The sequence below is a fragment of the Pseudomonas sp. zfem004 genome, from assembly GCF_032621715.1.
Taxonomy (GTDB): domain Bacteria; phylum Pseudomonadota; class Gammaproteobacteria; order Pseudomonadales; family Pseudomonadaceae; genus Aquipseudomonas; species Aquipseudomonas sichuanensis.
Genome location: NZ_JAVYJF010000023.1, coordinates 63,048 through 81,620 on the forward strand (window position 1 = coordinate 63,048; position 18,573 = coordinate 81,620).

Consider the following 18,573-nt stretch of genomic DNA (forward strand, 5'->3'; position numbering starts at 1 on the left):
AAGCAGACGGATCAGACCAGCTTTTCCAGCTCCGGAACCGCTTCGAACAGGTCGGCGACCAGGCCGTAGTCGGCGACCTGGAAGATCGGCGCTTCTTCGTCCTTGTTGATCGCAACGATCACTTTCGAGTCTTTCATGCCGGCCAGGTGCTGGATCGCGCCGGAGATACCAACGGCGATGTACAGCTGCGGCGCGACGATCTTGCCGGTCTGGCCGACCTGCATGTCGTTAGGCACAAAGCCTGCGTCGACTGCGGCGCGCGAGGCACCGACGGCGGCGCCGAGCTTGTCGGCCAGGCTGTACAGGTGCTTGAAGTTGTCACCGTTGCCCATGCCACGGCCGCCGGAAACGACGATCTTGGCAGCGGTCAGCTCTGGGCGATCAGATTTGGCCAGCTCTTCGCCGACGAAGGCCGATTTGCCGGCATCGTGAGCGGCGGCGACTGCTTCGACAGCAGCCGAACCGCCTTCAGCGGCCACGGCGTCGAAGCCGGTGGTACGCACGGTGATGACCTTGACCGCAGCGCTCGATTGCACGGTGGCGATGGCGTTACCGGCGTAGATCGGGCGCTTGAAGGTGTCGGCGGATTCAACCGAGATGATCTCGGAAATCTGATCGACGTCCAGCAGCGCGGCAACCCGCGGCAGGATGTTCTTGCCGTTGGTGGTGGCCGGAGCCAACACGTGGCTGTAACCCTTGGCCAGCTCGACGATCAGCGGCGCGACGTTTTCCGGCAGGGCGTGGGCGTAGGCGGCATTGTCGGCAACCAGTACCTTGGCAACACCGGCGATCTTGGCGGCAGATTCGGCAACGCCACCGACGTTTGCGCCTGCGACCAGCACGTGGATATCACCACCGATCTTGGCAGCGGCGGCAACGGTGTTCAGGGTGGCCGGGGCTACGGCACCGTTTTCGTGTTCAGCGACAACCAGGATAGTCATTTAGATTACCTTCGCTTCGTTCTTCAGCTTCTCGACCAGTTCGGCCACCGACTTGACCTTGATGCCAGCGCTGCGGGCAGCAGGCGCTTCGACTTTCAGGGTTTTGGTGGTGGAGGCGATGGACACGCCCAGCGCGTCTGGAGTAACGGTCTCCAGCGGCTTCTTCTTGGCCTTCATGATGTTCGGCAGCGACGCGTAGCGCGGCTCGTTCAGACGCAGGTCGGTGGTGACGATCGCTGGCAGATTCAGCGCAACGGTCTGCAGGCCGCCGTCGATTTCACGGGTGACGTTGACCTTGTCGCCGGCCAGCTCCACCTTGGAGGCGAAGGTGCCTTGGGCGTAGCCAGTCAGCGCAGCCAGCATCTGGCCGGTCTGGTTGTTGTCGCTGTCGATCGCCTGCTTGCCGAGGATGACCAGCTGTGGCTGCTCTTTATCGACAACGGCCTTGAGCGCCTTGGCCACGGCCAGGGAGTTCAGCTCATCGGCAACTTCGACCAGAATGGCGCGGTCGGCACCCAGGGCCAGAGCGGTACGCAGTTGCTCCTGGGCCGTGGTCGGGCCGACGGAAACGACGACGATCTCGCTCGCCACGCCTTTTTCTTTCAGGCGAACGGCTTCTTCCACGGCGATTTCGCAGAAGGGGTTCATGGACATCTTGACGTTTGCAAGGTCGACGCCGGAGTTGTCCGCCTTGACGCGAACCTTGACGTTGTAGTCGACCACTCGTTTGACAGCTACAAGAACCTTCATGGATTCCTCGTTACTCTCCGGTGAAAAGAATGTCGCCTGGGGGCTGCCCGGCGAATGCGCGTGGGTACAAGGGCACCTCTAAAAACGTTCCGGAGCCGGCAGAATTCAGATGACCGATCAGTCCTGTTTCGACCCTCAAGGGTAAAACCCGCGGGTCATTTTCTGTCGTGGCGTGTAGACTCCACTACAAAACCTGATTCGGCCCGTAAACCCTGCTCCACGCCTGGTCTTTAGGGGTGCACCTGCGCCCGACGGTCAGCCTACGGCGAGCGTAAAAGCGCTCGTATCTTGACCGTAACACCCCATCCGGTCAATACGCCAAATTGGCCAGCCTTCAGCCGCGTACCAGTGATTTTACTGGGCTCCGGCAAATTCAAACAAACGTTTGTATTGGACCCGCCAAGTGGTGTAGATATAATGCGCGGCCAAGACAAAACGGTGTAGTCCGTCATTCCAGCAGCTACAGCACCAGCCGCTACGCATGACCGCCCAGCACCCAATAAGACCAAGCAACAGCACGAGCCTTGATGAGTAGGAGAGAACCAGTGGAACGCGAATACATGGAATTCGACGTGGTCATCGTCGGCGCCGGCCCGGCAGGCCTGTCCGCCGCCTGCCGCCTGAAGCAGAAGGCCGCCGAAGCCGGTAGCGAGATCAGCGTCTGCGTGGTCGAGAAAGGCTCCGAAGTCGGCGCCCACATCCTCTCTGGCGCGGTATTCGAGCCGCGCGCCCTGAACGAACTGTTCCCCGACTGGAAAGAGCTCGGCGCGCCGCTGAACACCGAAGTGAAGCGCGACGACATCTATGTGCTGAAAAGTGCCGACAGCTCGACCAAGGTCCCCGACCTGTTCGTGCCCAAGACCATGCACAACCAGGGCAACTACATCATCTCCCTGGGCAACCTGTGCCGCTGGCTGGCCCAGCAGGCCGAGAACCTGGGCGTCGAAATTTATCCGGGCTTCGCCGCCCAGGAAGCACTGTTCGACGACAACGGTGTGGTGCGCGGCATCATCACCGGTGACCTCGGTGTCGACCGCGAAGGCAACCCGAAAGAAGGCCTGTACACCCCGGGCATGGAGCTGCGCGCCAAGTACACCCTGTTCGCCGAAGGCTGCCGTGGCCATATCGGCAAGCAGCTGATCAAGCGCTTCGACCTGGACAACGAATCCGACGTGCAGCACTACGGCATCGGCCTCAAGGAAATCTGGGAAGTCGACCCGGCCAAGCACGAGCAAGGCCTGGTGGTGCACACCGCTGGCTGGCCGCTGGATGTGGTGAGCGCCGAGAACACTGGCGGCTCGTTCCTCTATCACCTGGAAAACAACCAGGTGGTGGTTGGCCTGATCGTCGACCTGTCCTACGCCAACCCGTACCTCTCGCCGTTCGACGAGTTCCAGCGCCTTAAGCACCATCCGGTGATGGCCCAGTACCTCGAAGGCGGCAAGCGCATCAGCTACGGCGCCCGCGCCATCTGCAAAGGCGGCCTGAACTCGCTGCCGAAAATGGTCTTCAACGGCGGCGCGCTGATCGGCTGCGACCTGGGCACCCTGAACTTCTCCAAGATCAAGGGCAGCCACACCGCGATGAAGTCCGGCATGCTCGCCGCCGAAGCGGTAGCCGATGCATTGATCGCCGGCAGCGAAGGCGGCGACCAGCTCAACGGCTATGTCAGCGCGTTCAAGGCCAGCTGGCTGCATGAAGAACTGTTCGCCAGCCGCAACTTCGGCCCGGCGCTGCACAAGTTCGGCCCGCTGCTCGGTGGCGCGTTCAACTATGTGGACCAGAACTGGTTCGGCGGCAAGCTGCCGTTCACCCTGCACGACACCAAGCCGGACTATGCCTGCCTGAAGCTGGCCGCCGACTCGCAGAAGATCGACTACCCAAAACCAGACGGCAAGCTCAGCTTCGACAAGCTCAGCTCGGTATTCCTCTCCAGCACCAACCATGAAGAGGAACAACCCTGCCACCTGAAGCTGGCCGACCCGAACATTCCGATCGCCAGCAACCTGCCGCTGTACGACGAACCGGCGCAGCGTTACTGCCCGGCCGGCGTGTATGAGGTGATTACCCAGGAAGACGGCAGCAAGCGCTTCCAGATCAACGCGCAGAACTGCGTGCACTGCAAGACCTGCGACATCAAGGACCCGGCCCAGAACATCACCTGGGTCACCCCTGAAGGCGCCGGCGGGCCGACCTACCCGAACATGTAAGGCCTGCCCTCGCAGCAATGAAAAGCCCCCTGGCCGCAAGGTCAGGGGGCTTTTTCGTATCAGGCGGTCCTGACTTCCTCGAACAGCTCGGGGTGGCGATCGAGCAGCTTGAACAGCTTGATCAACGCCACTGGCGGCGTGGTTTTACCATTTTCGTAGCGGGAAAAGGCGTTGACCCCACCACCGAAAATTTCACCTGCCTCACGCTGGTCGAGGTCGAATTTCTTACGCACGGCGCTGATGAAAGCTGGATCGACCAGGGCGGTATTGACCCGACGCTCAAAGGCCGACATCTGCTCACTGACACGCATGGCTTCGTCGTGGCTCAGCACCGCCTCACCACAGGCAGAGCAGTAATCGCCACTGACACCCTGGATCAGAGTCAACTCTCCTTTGTAGCGATAGGGCATGTCCTGAGTATCTGGCGCAAGCTCCGCACCACCGCAGATCGGGCATCTCATGATTACAGCTCCTTGAAGGACACGATGAGCACGTCATCGACCACTGACAATTTCAGGTAAACGTAGCCGACTGCCGTGAGCGGACGGTATACGTCCTGCCAGACGCGGTGTTCCGTATAGCAGGTCATGCTTTTGTAAAAATCAGTACGTTCCAGACTGCTGATCACTTCGAGCATTCCTGGGAAATCCAGGCCCAGCGACCTGGCACCTCTTAGTGCAGCAGAAGTCGGACTGACCCGCTGCACAGCAACCAGCGCTTTTACCCGCTCCAGCGGACAATGCGGCATTCTCTTTTCCATGAGAAATTAACCTTTCAGGTTAAATTTAGCTAATAGGGATTCCCAATAGCCACCACCCGAAAGTCTGCCTAACCACCCACCAGCCGGTGTCGGCTCATTTGTCACCACACATGATGGGCATGGGCTCCGCGCCGAATGCCAACGGCTCACGACGCCCGAAATACAGCGACGTCAGCACCCCGACCATGCCCATGATCAGACAAAAGCCGACACACACCCACGGGCTCCACGGCATCAGCGCAATCAACGCCAACGGTGTGGTACTGGCCCACAGGGCATAGGCGATGTTGTAGGTGAACGAAATCCCCGACACCCGGATCTGTGCCGGGAACAGCCCGACCATCACCGACGGCACCACCCCCACCACCCCGCAGGACAACCCGGCCAGCGCGTAGGCCAGCCAGGTCATGCCCCACTGCCCCACCAGGCTTGCGTACAGCGCGCCGATCCCCAGCGGCAGCGCCAGGCTGTAGATCATCAATGCACGCCAGGCACCGATGCGATCGACCAGCAACCCGGCCAGCACGCAACCAATGTTGAGAAAGACGATGCCCACGCTGCTCAAGGCAAAGGTGTGCCCGGCCGTCATGCCGAAACGCTGCTGCATCACCGTCGGCGTGATGACCACCAGCACCACCACTGCCGAGGTGAGCACGCAGGTCAGCAACGCCGCTGGAATCAGCGCCCGGCGATGCTCGCCAAGCACACTGCGCAGCGGGAAGGCCACCGGCTGCTGCCGCTGTTCGCGCAGGGCGAGAAACACCGGCGTCTCGCTCAGCCAGCGGCGCAGCCACACACCGATCACGCCGAACACGCCGCCCAGCAGGAACGGGAAGCGCCAGGCGTAATCGAGTATTTCCTGGGCGGTATAGAGCTGCGCCAGCAGCGTCGCGGTCAGCGCGCCAAGCAGATAGCCAAAGGTCAGCCCCGCCTGAAGAAAGCCCAGCGCATAGCCTCGCCGCCCTGCTGGTGCATGCTCGGCCACGAAGGTCCAGGCACTCGGCACCTCGCCTCCCACCGCAGCCCCTTGCAGGATGCGCAGGGCCAACAGGATCAGCGGCGCGGCGTAGCCGATGTCGGCGTAGGTCGGCATCACACCGATCAACAGGCACGGCAATGCCATCATCAGGATGCTCAGGCTGAACACCCGCTTGCGCCCCAGGTGGTCGGCGAAATGCGCCATGAGAATGCCGCCCAAAGGCCGCGCCAGGTACCCGGTGACGAAAATCCCGAAGCTTTGCAGCAAACGCAACCACTCTGGCATCTCGGGCGGGAAAAACAGCTGGCTGAGGGTCAGCGCAAAAAACACGAAGATGATGAAATCGTAGATTTCCAGGGCGCCGCCCAGCGCCGCCAGGCCCAGGGTCCGGTGGTCGCCGCGGCTGAAGCCGGGTACGCGGGCGTTATCGATGGCAGTCATGGCAGGTCCGCAGATCGGCAAAAGGCCAAGAGGATAGCAAATGCCGATAACCCGGGCCGAGTCAGGAACTGCGGCTGAAAACGGTCTGGCCGAAATTCATGCGCTGCTTGCCGTAACCGGCTGCGCCGCAAAGGCTGGCCGGCAAGGGTACCTGTCCGATCACCACCGGCAGGTCGATGATCGCCATGAACGACCCCAACGCCTCGCAATCAGGCACCCTTGGCAGGCTGATGCTCACCGCCTGACGCTCGCTCTGCGGCACGGCAGGCACCTTCAGTTGCTGCGAGTGATACAACAAGGCGTGCTGGATCTGCGCACTGACCCGGCAGAAGCGCGCCAGGTCGACGCCCGCATGGCTGGCCAGTTCGATGTTGCCGACCAGCAGGTTGAACGGCAGCAGGGCACTGTGCACCAGACGCTGCAGATCGTCGAAGCTCTCCACCGGGGCGATGCGGTAATACCCCAGGCCATTGAGCAGCCGCTCCAGCTGCAGACGCTGGTCGGGGTGTTCGTCAGCGATGAGGATGCGCAGGGATTTGTTGGGCATCGTCTGCACCTGGCCGCAAGGTGATGAATGGGCTCCATGACCGTACTGCGCCAGAACAGGCAAACGTCAGGCAGGCCGCCTGATCGGGTCTTTATTGATAGTTGTCTTGAAACAACTGGAAATCAAGTTGCCAGCACAGGAAATTTTCACCTGCACTTCACAAAGTATTCACGACTCCCACTGACGCATGCGCAAGCGACAATGCTTCATGGCATTGACGATGTGCTTCTCCACCAGGCTGCGGGAAATCCCCAGGCGCTCGGCAATCTGCGGGTGCGACAGGCCATCGAGCTTGCGCAACAGGAAACAGTCACGGCACACCACGCTCAACTCATCCAGGGCTTGCTGCATCAAGGCCAGGCGCTGGTCCTGCTGCATGCTTTGGGTCAGTGCCGGGCTATGCCAACGCTCGTCGCTGTCGAGCACCTCCAAAGGCTCGGCCTGGCGCACCAGGTGGCGCCGGTGGCGGTCGACCACCAGGTTCAGCGCGGTGCGGTACAAAAACGCCCGCGGGTGCTCGATCTGCTCGCCCTCAGTACGCTCCAGCACCCGCAGGTAGGCGTCATGGGCCACATCTTCCGCCGCCTGGCGATTGCCCAGGCGTGCCGAGAGAAAGCTCACCAATTCGCGATAGTAGTGTTCCACGACGGTACCTGGCCTTTCCCTGCGCAAACGCTGACATGGCATGGGCAGCGGGTAGGAGTGAAGTAAGCGAACGATCTTACAAATTATAATTATTCTCAGCAACATGGATGCTGGCCTTTAGCCCGGTTAAATCGGCATGCCGCAGGTTCGTTTAACTGGGACCCCCGAGCGCGCCGTGCATGGCCGCGCCCGGCCACTCCCTTCGGCTGGAAGCCCGCATGACACGCACAACCGCCCCCCGTCGCCGTCTGCTTATTGCAGCCCTGGGCCTGCTTGGCCTGGGCAGCCTGCTGGCCTGGACCACCCTGCCCCTGGGCGGTGCGCCGGTCAGCACCGTGCCGGTGACCCGCGCCGATATCGAAAGCAGCGTCACTGCCCTCGGCACCCTGCAACCGCGCCGCTATGTCGACGTCGGTGCCCAGGCGTCCGGGCAGATCCGCAAGCTGCATGTTGAGGCCGGCGATGAAGTTCGCGAAGGCCAGTTGCTGGTGGAGATCGACCCCTCCACGCAAAAGGCCAAGCTCGACGCCGGCCGCTACTCCATCGAAAACCTCAAGGCGCAACTCGCCGAGCAACGCGCCCAGTACCTGCTGGCCCAGCAGCAGCACCAACGTCAGCGCGACCTGGCCGCCGCCGGCGCCAGCCGCCAGGAAGACCTGCAAACCGCCCAGGCGCAGCTGAAAGTGACCCAGGCACGCATCGACATGTACCAGGCCCAGATCCTCCAGGCCCAGGCCAGCCTGCGCAGCGACGAGGCGGAACTTGGCTACACGCGCATCTATGCCCCCATGAGCGGCACCGTGGTGGCCGTGGACGCCCGCGAAGGCCAGACCCTCAATGCCCAGCAACAGACCCCGCTGATCCTGCGCATCGCCAAACTGTCGCCGATGACCGTCTGGGCCCAGGTATCCGAAGCCGACATCGGCAAGGTCAAACCCGGCATGACCGCCTACTTCACCACCCTGGCAGGCGGCAAACGCCGCTGGGCCAGCACCGTGCGCCAGATCCTGCCGATCCCGCCCAAGCCGCTGGATCAGAGCGCCCAGGGCGGCGGCAGCCCGGCCAGCGCCACGGCCGGCACCACCGGCAGCAAGGTGGTGCAGTACACCGTGCTGCTCGACGTCGACAACCCCGACGGCGCCCTGATGGCCGAGATGACCACCCAGGTGTTCTTCGTCGCCGGCCAGGCCAGCCAGGTACTCAGCGCCCCGCTGGCTGCACTTGAAGACACGCCTGACGACGGCCTGCGCCTGGCCCAGGTACTCAAGGCCGACGGCAAGGTCGAGGCGCGCCAGGTACGCATCGGCCTGAGCGACCGCCTGCGCGTGCAAATCCTCGACGGCCTGCACGAAGGCGAACGCCTGGTGATCGGCTCGCCGACCAGCGGAGGTTGAGATGAGCACGCCCCTGATCGAATTGAGCGACATCTACAAGGCCTACGGCGGCATCGACTCACCGAAGGTCGAGGTGCTGCGCGGCATCAGCCTGAGCATCCACCCCGGCGAGTTCGTCGCCATCGTCGGCGCTTCGGGCTCCGGCAAGTCGACCCTGATGAACATCCTCGGCTGTCTCGACCGCCCGACTTCCGGCAGCTACCGCTTCGCCGGCCGCAACGTCGCCGAGCTGGACAGCGACGAACTGGCCTGGCTGCGCCGCGAGGCGTTCGGCTTCGTGTTCCAGGGCTATCACCTGATCCCTTCGGGTTCGGCCCAGGAAAACGTCGAAATGCCGGCCATCTATGCCGGCACGCCGCCGGCCGAACGCCATGCGCGGGCCCATGCCCTGCTCGAACGCCTGGGCCTGGCCAGCCGCACCGGCAACCGCCCGCACCAGCTCTCCGGCGGGCAGCAACAACGCGTGTCTATCGCCCGGGCGTTGATGAACGGCGGCCATATCATCCTCGCCGACGAACCCACCGGCGCCCTGGACAGCCACAGCGGCGCCGAAGTGATGGCCCTGCTCGACGAACTGGCCAGCCAGGGCCACGTGATCATCCTGATCACCCACGACCGCGAAGTCGCCGCCCGCGCCCAACGGGTGATCGAGGTACGCGACGGCCAGGTGGTCAGCGACTCGGCCACAGAACAACCCGCCGACGCCCCCGCCCGCCACCTGCAGGCCGACGACCTGCGCCAACGCCTGGACAGCGGCGCCAGCCATAAAGGCGCCTGGAAAGGCGAAATGATCGAGTCGCTGCAGGCCGCCTGGCGGGTGATGTGGGTCAACCGTTTTCGCACCGCGCTCACCCTGCTCGGCATCGTCATCGGCGTGGCTTCGGTGGTGGTCATGCTGGCGGTCGGCGAAGGCAGCAAACGCCAGGTGATGGCACAGATGGCCGCCTTCGGCTCGAACATCCTCTACCTCAACGGCAAACGTACGACCGAGCGCGAGCCCGCAGGCATCGTCACCCTCGACGATGTGGCCGCCATCGCCGAGCTGCCCCAGGTGAAACACGTCATGCCGGTGATCGGCGACAAGCTGATGGTGCGCCAGGGCAACAACAGCCAGCAGTTCTATGTGGGCGGCAACAACACCTGGTTCCCCGAGATCTTCAATTGGCCGGTGGTCGAAGGCAGCTTCTACAGCGAGGCCGACGAAGCCAGTGGCGCCGCCGTGGCGGTGATCGGGCAGAAGGTCCGCAACAAGATGTTCGGCGAGCAGAGCAACCCGCTCGGCCAATACCTGCTGATCGGCAACGTGCCGTTCCAGGTGATCGGCGTGCTGCTCGCCAAGGGCGCCAGCTCCGGCAGCGAGGACAGCGACGAACGCATCGTGGTGCCCTACTCGGCCGCCGCCATCCGCCTGTTCGGCAGCGGCGACCCCGAATACATCGCCATCGCCGCCCAGGACTCCAGGCGCGTACACGAGACCGAACAGGCGATCGAGCACCTGCTGCGCCAGCGCCACCAAGGCAAGCATGATTTCGAGCTGACCAACGACGCCGCGCTGATCCAGGCCGAGGCGCGCACCCAGAACAGCCTGTCGCTGATGCTCGGGGCGATCGCCGCGATTTCCCTGCTGGTCGGAGGCATCGGCGTGATGAACATCATGCTCATGACCGTGCGCGAACGCACCCGCGAGATCGGCATCCGCATGGCCACCGGCGCCCGCCAGCGCGACATCCTGCGCCAGTTCCTCACCGAAGCGGTGATGCTGTCGATGGTCGGTGGCGTCACCGGCATCATCCTCGCCCTGGCCATCGGCGGCAGTCTGCTGCTGGCCAATATCGCCGTGGCCTTCGCCCTGCCCGCGATCATCGGTGCCTTCGCCTGCGCCGTGGTGACCGGCGTGGTGTTCGGCTTCATGCCGGCCCGCAAGGCCGCCCGCCTAGACCCGGTCAAAGCCCTTACCAGCGAATAATCCATGACGATCCCCAGCCGCATCAGCCTGTTGACCCTGAGCCTGTTCCTGGCCGCCTGCAGCACCCCGCCGCCACCGGCGTCGGGTATCGACGCCCCCCCCGCCTGGCAAGGCGCCAGCGAAACGACGCAACCCTGGCCGGACAGCCACTGGTGGAGCGCCTTCGCAAGCCCTGTGCTTGACCAGTTGATCGAACGCGCACGGCAAAACAGCTACGACCTCGCCGCCGCCACCGCCCGGGTGCGCCAGGCCCAGGCCAGCGCGGTGATCGCCGGCGCCCCCTTGCTGCCGGAGCTGCAACTGGGCCTGGATGCCAGCCGCCAGCGCCTGCTGCGCGGTGACGGCAACGACCAGCTCGACGCCAGCAGCAGCGAACGCACCAGCACCTCGTTCGGTACACGCTTGAGCGCCAGCTACGAGATCGACTTCTGGGGTGGCCTGCGCGCCGCCCGTGACAGCGCCCTGCGCAGCCTGGACGCCAGTCGCTTCGAGCGCCAGACCGTCGAACTGACCCTGGTCAGCGCCGTGGCCGACAGCTACCTGCAGGGCCTGGCCCTGGATGAACAACTGCGCATCGCCCGCCTCAACCTCGACAACGCCCGCGACGTGCTCGGCCTGGTCGAGAGCCGCGAGCGCGCCGGCTCCGCCACCCGTCTGGAACTGGCCCAGCAACGCAGCCTGGTGGCCGCCCAGGAACGCCAGTTGCCGTTGCTCGAACAGCGCCGCCAGGACAACCGCATCACCCTGGCCACCCTGCTGGGTGACCCGGTGCAGGCACTGCCCGGTGGCAACGAGGTGATTGGCGCGCTGCGCTGGCCGGTGATCGGCAGCGGCGTGCCCAGCGAACTGCTGAGCCGACGCCCGGACATCGCCGCTGCCGAAGCCCGCCTGGCCGCCGCCAGCGCCGACGTGCAGGTAGCCAGGGCTGCCATGCTGCCGCGCCTGGTCCTGGGCGCCAACCTTGGCAGTGGTTCCAGGACCTTTGCCAACATTTTCGACAGCCCCTACTACACCCTCACCGCCGGCCTTACCGCGCCCATCTTCAACAACGGCCGCCTGCGCGCCCAGCGCGAGCTGGCCAGCGCCGAGCAGCAGGAACTACTGGAGGCGTACCGCAGCAGCATCCTGGCCGGTTTTTCCGATGTCGAGAAAGCCCTCAACGCCATCAATGGCGTGGAGCGCCAGCGCCAGTGGCAAGACCAGGAAGTGCAGCAGGCGCGCATCGCCTTCGACCTCGCCCAGCAGCGTTATGCCGCCGGTGCCGAAACCTTGCTGAGTGTGCTGGAAACCCAGCGCACCCTGTACCTGGCCCAGGATGAGCAGGCGCAACTGTACCTCGCACGGCTGCAGGGCAGCGTGGCGTTGTACAAGGCGTTGGGTGGGGGTTGGCAGGCGCCGCAGGCGTTGGCCGAAACTCGGCCATAAAGACAGCGCCGCCCCCCTGTAGAAGCGGCCTTGTGCCGCGATAGGGCCGCGTAGCGGCCCCAGGATTTCAGCGTAACCGCACAAATCGCCGGGGCTGCTGCACAGCCCTATCGCGGCACAAGGCCGCTCCTACACATCAAGTCGCGATGTTCTTCATCGACAGGTGCCGCGCATACCAGGGCCGTTGCGGCACCTTGCGCAGCAACCCGTCGATCTTGTCGTCCTCACCGAAGGTGATGCGCAACGCCAGCTTCATGACCTCCACATCCATCTCCACCGACTTGCCCGGGCGCGTGCCCGGCTCGGTGCTGCAGCCATGGGTATCCGGCCCCAGCCACGGGTCATCGACCTCCACCCAACGGCCAGGGGCGAACCAGGCCACACCATTGACCTGCTGGCGCCGAACCTGGCCAGGGTGATAGCGCTCGTGGGCGCGGAACCAGTCGTCGATGCGGTCGTCGATCCAGCCATGGAAGGCCCAGAACACCGGGTTGACGTGGGACGAGAACGGGTCACCGAGAAAATCGTTTTCACGCTCGAACCAGCGCGCGGCGAAGTCCGCAGGGTCGCGGGCGAAGGGCACCGGCGCGCTGTTGATCGGGTCACGCGGCACCGACGCCCAGCACATGTGCAACCAGTCGTGCAGATTCATCTCAAGCTCGGAGCCGAAGGCCCCCAGCGATAGCTTCGACAGGTACTGCGGGTCCTGGTATTGCGACTCCCACACCTGGAAGTTGCTGCAGAACGTTTCACCCGCCTTGATCGCCGCCACCCACTGGCCGTAGGCCTCGTCCTCGGGCGCCTGCCAACTGGGCGGCACGCGGTGGCCGTCGTGGTTGTCGTGGTAGCGGGCAAAGCCTGCGCGGTCGAACTCCACGCTCGGTTGCGGCAGCGGGAAACGCTGCCAGGACGGCAGGTCCTGCAGGGTGCGGGCATGCATCAGCATGTGCCGATGCATGAACAAGAAGTCGATGCCTGAACCATTGCGGTGCTTGCGCGGGCCACGGGCATCGCGCTCGCGGTCGCGCGGGCCGGGCTGCCAGCCCAGGCCACGCAGCGCGTTGTGCTTCTCCACGGGCAGCTTGTGCCACTGATCGCGGGTCGCGTGCCAGAGCTGGTGGAACAGCCGATGCTCGGCGCCGATCACCCAATCCTGCATCTGCGCGGTGTAGGGCAGGCGCTCGCGCGCTTCGGGGAATGGGCGCTTGACCGCGACGAAGCGGCTGTCCTGCAACGGCAGCGTCAGCGGGCGGTCCAGGCGCTGGATGCGGCCACTGAGGGTGCCTGGGCCGGCATTGGCAAAGGTGCCCCACACCTCATCGAGGCTGGCCACGCATTCATAGCCCGGGCCGCCGTGCTGGCCGATCAAGCGCCAGCGCACCTGGCCGCTGCTGGCACCCACCAGGTCGCCAAGCACCCGGTAGGCCGCCTCGCCGTCGCCACGCAGGCGCTCGCCGGTATCGACGAAACCCCGTAACCCGCGACCCTTGGTGGCGACATCGAGGAACATCTCCACCCCTTCCTTGGGCAGGCCGTCAAGGCCGCCATCGGCGCCGGCAAAGCGGATGTCCCAGACCCCACGCAGCAAGTCTGCCAGCACCTGCCCGGCAGCGTCGGCCAGCTCGACGCTGGCCTCGCCCGGCGTGACCACATCGTCCTGTGGATCGTGGGTCAGCTCCTTGTGCGCGTAATAGGCCGCCGTGCCGGCAGCGCCCGCTACCGCCAGGCCTGCGATGAATCCTCGTCGAGAAATTGTCATTGCGCCTCAATCCGTCTCCGCGTGCCGCGGCTTCTATCCAAGCTAGGACGGATCTCGGCCGGGTAAATTTAGCGGCCAAGGCGCTCGTCTGTTGAGTATCTCCCGTTGCCAGAGGTACCCCCATGACCTCCCTGCTTGCCCGCCTGATCCGCCCCAGCAAGGCCACTGCCTACCGGATCTTCGACATCGAGCTCAAGGCCATCGTGGCCCTGAGCCCCTCGCTGTGCCGCTTCGTCTTCAGCGGCCCTGACGTGGCCCAGATGACCACCCTGGCCCCCGACCAGCGCATCAAACTGTTCTTCCCCACCCCTGCGGGCGCTGCGCCCAACCTGCCCAAGGACGGCCAGTGGCAACAGGCGCGCCGCCACCTGGCGCCGCAGGACACGCCGCCGATGCGCACCTACACCATTCGCGCCCTGCGCCGAGAAACCTGTGAAGTGGATGTGGACTTCGTCCTGCATGGGGTGAACGGCCCGGCGTCGGCCTGGGCGACCACCGCCAGCATCGGCGACCGCCTGCAGATGGTCGCCCCCAACCTGGCCTATGCCGGCGACCCAGGCGGCTATGAATGGAAGCCTCCGCACAACGCCCGGCACATTTTGCTGGTGGGCGACGAAACCGCACTGCCGGCCATCGCCGGTATCCTCGAACAGCTGGCCGATACTGCCCCCGAGCTGGCGGTCGAAGCCTTCATCGAAGTGCCCCTGGAAGACGACTGCCTGCCCCTGCGCCACAGCCCGGCGACTCGCCTGCACTGGCTGCCCCGCGACCTGCTGCGCAGCGAGCACGGCCAGGCCATGCGTCACGCCGTACAGGAGCTGGCCAGCCTGCCCGCTGCGCGCAGCACAGTGTCGGGCACGCTGGAGGACGTTGACATCGACACACAGCTGCTCTGGGAACTGGCCAGTGGCGAGAGCAATGGTTTCCATGCCTGGATCGCCGGTGAATCAGGAGCGGTGATGGATATCCGCCGACACCTGATCAAGACGCGCGGCCTGCCACGCGAAAGCCTGACGCTGATGGGCTACTGGCGCGCCGGGCGGGTACTGGACTGAAAACCACTGGGGCCGCATTACGCGGCCCCAGTGGTTTTCATGGTTCACTTCAACGTGCAGCAACCGCCGCCCGCACCGCTTCGGCAAACCGCCCCGCCACTTCGTCGATCTGCTCGGCGCTGATGATCAACGGCGGCAGGAAGCGCACCACCGCGCCATGTCGCCCGCCCAGCTCGAGGATCAACCCACGGCGCAGGCATTCACGCTGCACCTTCGGCGCCAGGGTGCGACAGGCCGGCGGATGGCCCTGGGCATCGAGTTTGCCGGCCGGGTCCACAAGCTCCACCCCCAGCATCAAGCCACGACCACGAATGTCGCCCAGCTGCGGATAATCCTGCTGCAGGCGTTGCAGGTGGCCACGCAGGCGTTGGCCCATGGCCTCGGCGTGCTCGCACAGACGGTGCTCGACCAGGTAGTTGATTACCGCCGAGCCTGCGGCCATGGCCATCTGGTTGCCGCGGAAGGTGCCGGCATGCGCGCCCGGCAACCACTGGTCGAGCCAGTCACGGTAGACCATCACCGCCAGCGGCAGGCTGCCACCGATGGCTTTCGACAGCGTGACCACATCCGGGACGATGCCGGCATGCTCGAAGGCAAACATCCGCCCGGTACGGGCAAAGCCGCTCTGGATCTCATCGACGATCAGCGCCACTCCGGCCTGCTCGGTGATACGGCGCAGGCCACGCAGCCACTCGATGTCCGCCGGGATCACGCCGCCTTCGCCCTGCACCACCTCGACGATCACCGCCGCAGGCAGCGCAACGCCGGCCTCGGGATCATTCAACAGGTTTTCCAGGTAATGCAGGTTGGCGCGCACGCCCGCCTCGCCGCCCAGGCCGAACGGGCAACGGTAGTCATAATGGTATGGCAGGAACTGCACGCCATTGTTGAGCAGTGCGCCCAGCGGCTTTTTCGGCCCCAGGCTGCCCATGAGGCTCAGCGCGCCCTGGGTCATGCCGTGGTAGGCCCCCTGGAACGCCAGCACCGTGCTGCGCCCGGTGGCGGTACGCACCAGCTTCAATGCAGCTTCCACCGCATCGGTACCGGTCGGGCCGCAGAACTGGATCTTCGCCTCGCTGCGCAGCGCCTCGGGCAGCACCCCGAACAGGTCCTGGACGAAACGGTCCTTGACCGGGGTGGTCAGGTCCAGGGTGTGCAGCGGCAGCTCATCGGCCAGCACACGTTGGATCGCCTCGGTCACCACCGGATGGTTGTGCCCCAGCGCCAGGGTGCCGGCGCCGGCCAGGCAGTCGATGAACTGGCGGCCCTCGACGTCCTCGACGAAAAGGCCACGGGCGCGCTTGAGCGCCAGCGGGATGCGCCGCGGGTAGCTGCGCGCGTTGGACTCCTGCTGCTGTTGGCGCAGCAGCAGCGGCGAGTCGTTGAATTCATACAGGGCCTGCGGCGCGTTGGCCGGCAGGACCTGAGCAAGGCTGGAAGCGGTCGACATCGGAAAAACCCTCGCAAGCAAGCGAATGTGCCCGCCACGCCCCTGTAACCGGATGTGTGTCGGGTTGTTATCGCTTGGAAAACGCTTGGGCGAGGGACGGATTTAGCGCTTGCCGTGGGATTTGTTGTGGCAATGCCGCTCTGATTCCAGTGTAGGAGCGGCCTTGCAAGTTCATTGTGGGAGCCGGCTTGCCGGCGATGAAGCCAACGCCGCTCAGCTGGCCGAGCGCGCCGGCACCTTCAACCACACCCGCAACCCATCAGCCTGGCTGTCGAAACGCAGGCTGCCCGCGCAACGCTGGGCAATGGCCTGGACAATCGCCAGGCCCAGGCCGCATCCACCACTCTGGCTGTTGCGCCAGAAGCGTTCGGTGAGGTGCTCGAGGTCTTCCTGGGCAATCCCTGGGCCATGGTCGCGCACCATGAAACCCACCTGCCCATCCTGCGTCTGCACTTCCAGCTCCACCGCCGCATCGCCACCGTGACGCAGGGCGTTGTCCAGCAGGTTACGCAGCGCCGCCACCGCCAAGGGCGCCGGCATGCCGAGGTAGACCTTGGCCGCCTCCTGGGGCAAACGCAGCAGGATGCGCCGGTTATCACCGCCGCCTGCATCCTGGACCGCTTGCAAGGCCACCTGCTCGGCGCTGCACTGCACGCCGTCGTCGAACGACAGGCTGCCCTCGACCCGGGCCAGCATCAGCAGTTGTTCCAGCGTGCGGTGCATACGGTCGGCGCCCTGCTCAGCGTGCTCCAGCGCCTGCTCGCGTACCGCGCCGTCGGTCATGCGGGCCACTTGCAGGTGGGTCTTGATCGCGGTCAGCGGGCTGCGCAGCTCGTGAGCGGCATCGTCGGTCAGGCGCCGCTCGCGCTCGAGAGTCTGGGCGATGCGCAGGAACAACTGGTTCTGAGTGTCGAGCAACGGCTGCAGTTCGCTGGGCAGGCCCGCCACCTGCAACGGCTCGACACTGTCAGCGCGCCGCCTGCGCAACGCGTCGCGCATGCGGTTGAGCGGTTCCAGGCCTTTGCCCAAGCCGATCCACAGCAGCCCCAGACTACCCAGCAAGGCCATCAGCACCGGCGCCGAGGCGGCCAGCAGGATCGACTGGTTCAGCGCCTCGCGCTCCTGGTGGCGGTCAGCCGTGGTGATTCGCACATCGCCGTGGTTGTAGGTGAAGGTGCGCCAGGAGGCGCCTTCAATGGTCTGGTTACGGAAGCCGCTGCGCTGATCGTCCATCGCCCCGTCGTGCTTGTGGTTGCTGGCCAGCACCTCACCGCGCAGCGAACTGACCTGGCAGGCCATGCCGTCCGGCACGCTCAGCTGGTCGGCGGCAAAATGCGCATCCTCGCCCTTGACCGCCAGCGGCTGCGGCAACTGGTCGATGAGCCCGGCGACCATGCGTGCCGAGGCCACCAGGCGTTGGTCGAGGGAAAACATCATCTGCTGACGCAGGTCGCGCAGCATCCACGCTGCCGCCAACGCCCAGATGATGATGAACACGCTGCCAAGAATTAGCGACAGCCGCACCCGCAAGCTCATGACGAAGCTCCCTCCGGCGCCTGCGCCGGCCCCAACCGATAGCCCAGCCCGCGCACCGTCTCGACGATGCCATTGCCCAATTTGCGTCGCAGGTGGTGGATATGCACGTTCAAGGCATTGCTCTCGACCTCGTCGCTGAAGCCGTAGACGCAATCCTTGAGCTGTTCGCTGGACAGCACCCGCCCAGGGTTCTGCAACAGTGCCTGCAACAGTGCCTGCTCGCGCCGCGACAAGTCGACCGGTTGCCCGGCCAGGGTGGCCATGCAACTGCTCGGGTCATAACACAGCGGGCCATGCTCAATCACGTTCACCGCCCGCCCCGCCACCCGCCGCACCAGGGTGTGCAGGCGAGCCGCCAGTTCGCGCAGGTCGAACGGCTTGAGCAGGTAGTCGTCGGCGCCGGCCTGCAGCCCGTCGACCCGGTCGCTGACCGCGTCCCGCGCGGTCAGCACCAGCACCGGCAGCGCCTCGCCCTGCTGGCGCAGGCGGCGCAGCAGCTTCAGGCCGTCCTCGTCGGGCAGGCCTAGGTCGAGGATCATCACATCGAACTGCGCAGCCTGCAGCATCTGCCGCGCCTGTGACGCATTGCCCACCCGGTCGACGGTGAAGCCCTGGGCCGTGAGCCCGGCGCAGATGCCGCTGGCGATCAGGTCGTCGTCCTCGCAGAGTAGAACGTGCATGGTGGGGGCTCCTGGGGTGGGGAAGCGGGTATTGC

Annotated in this window: 16 protein-coding genes; 5 read left to right on the forward strand and 11 right to left on the reverse strand. The window is 65.0% G+C overall.

Annotation, left to right across the window (positions count from 1 at the left end):
* Positions 1 to 11 precede the first annotated feature (11 nt).
* Both RTH46_RS21600 and RTH46_RS21605 read right to left on the reverse strand, forming a co-directional pair.
* Positions 12 to 941 (reverse strand): electron transfer flavoprotein subunit alpha/FixB family protein, encoded by a 930-nt coding sequence (locus tag RTH46_RS21600; protein ID WP_153786586.1) that lies wholly within the window; start codon positions 939 to 941, stop codon positions 12 to 14.
* Entirely contained in the window at positions 942 to 1,691 is a 750-nt protein-coding gene (locus RTH46_RS21605; RefSeq protein WP_153786585.1) for an electron transfer flavoprotein subunit beta/FixA family protein, read from the reverse strand. It lies immediately after the preceding gene.
* A 527-nt stretch (positions 1,692 to 2,218) separates the two neighbouring features.
* Here RTH46_RS21605 and RTH46_RS21610 point away from each other — a divergent pair.
* Positions 2,219 to 3,901, forward strand: coding sequence for an electron transfer flavoprotein-ubiquinone oxidoreductase (locus RTH46_RS21610; protein ID WP_153786584.1), 1,683 nt, complete (start codon positions 2,219 to 2,221; stop codon positions 3,899 to 3,901).
* Positions 3,902 to 3,960: 59 nt separating this feature from the next.
* Here the strand turns inward: RTH46_RS21610 and RTH46_RS21615 are convergent, their stop codons facing one another.
* The 5 genes from RTH46_RS21615 to RTH46_RS21635 form a co-directional block, all read right to left on the reverse strand.
* Positions 3,961 to 4,362, reverse strand: coding sequence for a type II toxin-antitoxin system MqsA family antitoxin (locus tag RTH46_RS21615; RefSeq protein ID WP_279846947.1), 402 nt, complete (start codon positions 4,360 to 4,362; stop codon positions 3,961 to 3,963).
* Positions 4,363 to 4,364: 2 nt separating this feature from the next.
* Positions 4,365 to 4,661 (reverse strand): type II toxin-antitoxin system MqsR family toxin, encoded by a 297-nt coding sequence (locus RTH46_RS21620; protein ID WP_153786582.1) that lies wholly within the window; start codon positions 4,659 to 4,661, stop codon positions 4,365 to 4,367.
* Between the two features lie 94 nt (positions 4,662 to 4,755).
* Positions 4,756 to 6,081, reverse strand: coding sequence for an MFS transporter (locus RTH46_RS21625; RefSeq protein WP_153786581.1), 1,326 nt, complete (start codon positions 6,079 to 6,081; stop codon positions 4,756 to 4,758).
* Positions 6,082 to 6,142: 61 nt separating this feature from the next.
* Positions 6,143 to 6,628 carry a histidine kinase gene (locus RTH46_RS21630; protein ID WP_153786580.1) on the reverse strand — a complete coding sequence of 162 codons (486 nt, stop codon included), beginning with the start codon at positions 6,626 to 6,628 and terminating at the stop codon, positions 6,143 to 6,145.
* A gap of 168 nt (positions 6,629 to 6,796) precedes the next feature.
* Positions 6,797 to 7,273 (reverse strand): sigma-70 family RNA polymerase sigma factor, encoded by a 477-nt coding sequence (locus RTH46_RS21635; protein WP_153786579.1) that lies wholly within the window; start codon positions 7,271 to 7,273, stop codon positions 6,797 to 6,799.
* A 218-nt stretch (positions 7,274 to 7,491) separates the two neighbouring features.
* Here RTH46_RS21635 and RTH46_RS21640 point away from each other — a divergent pair, with 218 nt between their 5' ends.
* From RTH46_RS21640 to RTH46_RS21650, 3 genes are read left to right on the forward strand one after another with little or no spacing between them, the layout of a single operon-like run.
* Positions 7,492 to 8,667 carry an efflux RND transporter periplasmic adaptor subunit gene (locus tag RTH46_RS21640; protein ID WP_125859471.1) on the forward strand — a complete coding sequence of 392 codons (1,176 nt, stop codon included), beginning with the start codon at positions 7,492 to 7,494 and terminating at the stop codon, positions 8,665 to 8,667.
* Position 8,668: 1 nt separating this feature from the next.
* Positions 8,669 to 10,633 (forward strand): MacB family efflux pump subunit, encoded by a 1,965-nt coding sequence (locus RTH46_RS21645; protein ID WP_316906577.1) that lies wholly within the window; start codon positions 8,669 to 8,671, stop codon positions 10,631 to 10,633.
* 3 nt (positions 10,634 to 10,636) lie between these two features.
* Entirely contained in the window at positions 10,637 to 12,058 is a 1,422-nt protein-coding gene (locus RTH46_RS21650; RefSeq protein ID WP_153786577.1) for an efflux transporter outer membrane subunit, read from the forward strand.
* 136 nt (positions 12,059 to 12,194) lie between these two features.
* Here RTH46_RS21650 and RTH46_RS21655 read toward each other — a convergent pair whose 3' ends face one another.
* Entirely contained in the window at positions 12,195 to 13,817 is a 1,623-nt protein-coding gene (locus RTH46_RS21655) for a twin-arginine translocation signal domain-containing protein (protein ID WP_153786576.1), read from the reverse strand.
* Positions 13,818 to 13,939: 122 nt separating this feature from the next.
* Between RTH46_RS21655 and RTH46_RS21660 the strand changes: the two genes are divergently transcribed.
* On the forward strand, positions 13,940 to 14,872 hold the full coding sequence (locus tag RTH46_RS21660) for a siderophore-interacting protein (RefSeq protein WP_153786575.1): 933 nt from the start codon (positions 13,940 to 13,942) through the stop codon (positions 14,870 to 14,872).
* A 49-nt stretch (positions 14,873 to 14,921) separates the two neighbouring features.
* Here the strand turns inward: RTH46_RS21660 and RTH46_RS21665 are convergent, their stop codons facing one another.
* The 3 genes from RTH46_RS21665 to RTH46_RS21675 form a co-directional block, all read right to left on the reverse strand.
* Complete coding sequence (locus RTH46_RS21665) at positions 14,922 to 16,322, reverse strand: aspartate aminotransferase family protein (protein WP_316906578.1); 1,401 nt, start codon at positions 16,320 to 16,322, stop codon at positions 14,922 to 14,924.
* Between the two features lie 213 nt (positions 16,323 to 16,535).
* A complete protein-coding gene (locus RTH46_RS21670; RefSeq protein WP_316906579.1) occupies positions 16,536 to 17,858 on the reverse strand; it encodes an ATP-binding protein in 1,323 nt (440 codons plus the stop codon).
* Positions 17,855 to 18,538, reverse strand: a complete 684-nt coding sequence (locus RTH46_RS21675; protein WP_110994018.1) for a response regulator transcription factor — start codon at positions 18,536 to 18,538, stop codon at positions 17,855 to 17,857. Before RTH46_RS21675 ends, RTH46_RS21670 begins: the two co-directional genes overlap by 4 nt.
* Positions 18,539 to 18,573: the final 35 nt, after the last annotated feature.

Excerpts from the sequence above, each read along its gene's own strand:
- RTH46_RS21650 (WP_153786577.1), top strand. The coding sequence starts at position 10,637 with ATGACGATCCCCAGCCGCATCAGCCTGTTGACCCTGAGCCTGTTCCTG.
- RTH46_RS21610 (WP_153786584.1), top strand. The coding sequence starts at position 2,219 with ATGAGTAGGAGAGAACCAGTGGAACGCGAATACATGGAATTCGACGTG.
- RTH46_RS21600 (WP_153786586.1), bottom strand. The coding sequence starts at position 941 with ATGACTATCCTGGTTGTCGCTGAACACGAAAACGGTGCCGTAGCCCCG.
- RTH46_RS21675 (WP_110994018.1), bottom strand. The coding sequence starts at position 18,538 with ATGCACGTTCTACTCTGCGAGGACGACGACCTGATCGCCAGCGGCATC.
- RTH46_RS21605 (WP_153786585.1), bottom strand. The coding sequence starts at position 1,691 with ATGAAGGTTCTTGTAGCTGTCAAACGAGTGGTCGACTACAACGTCAAG.
- RTH46_RS21645 (WP_316906577.1), top strand. The coding sequence starts at position 8,669 with ATGAGCACGCCCCTGATCGAATTGAGCGACATCTACAAGGCCTACGGC.
- RTH46_RS21620 (WP_153786582.1), bottom strand. The coding sequence starts at position 4,661 with ATGGAAAAGAGAATGCCGCATTGTCCGCTGGAGCGGGTAAAAGCGCTG.
- RTH46_RS21630 (WP_153786580.1), bottom strand. The coding sequence starts at position 6,628 with ATGCCCAACAAATCCCTGCGCATCCTCATCGCTGACGAACACCCCGAC.
- RTH46_RS21615 (WP_279846947.1), bottom strand. The coding sequence starts at position 4,362 with ATGAGATGCCCGATCTGCGGTGGTGCGGAGCTTGCGCCAGATACTCAG.
- RTH46_RS21640 (WP_125859471.1), top strand. The coding sequence starts at position 7,492 with ATGACACGCACAACCGCCCCCCGTCGCCGTCTGCTTATTGCAGCCCTG.
- RTH46_RS21665 (WP_316906578.1), bottom strand. The coding sequence starts at position 16,322 with ATGTCGACCGCTTCCAGCCTTGCTCAGGTCCTGCCGGCCAACGCGCCG.
- RTH46_RS21625 (WP_153786581.1), bottom strand. The coding sequence starts at position 6,081 with ATGACTGCCATCGATAACGCCCGCGTACCCGGCTTCAGCCGCGGCGAC.
- RTH46_RS21655 (WP_153786576.1), bottom strand. The coding sequence starts at position 13,817 with ATGACAATTTCTCGACGAGGATTCATCGCAGGCCTGGCGGTAGCGGGC.
- RTH46_RS21670 (WP_316906579.1), bottom strand. The coding sequence starts at position 17,858 with ATGAGCTTGCGGGTGCGGCTGTCGCTAATTCTTGGCAGCGTGTTCATC.
- RTH46_RS21660 (WP_153786575.1), top strand. The coding sequence starts at position 13,940 with ATGACCTCCCTGCTTGCCCGCCTGATCCGCCCCAGCAAGGCCACTGCC.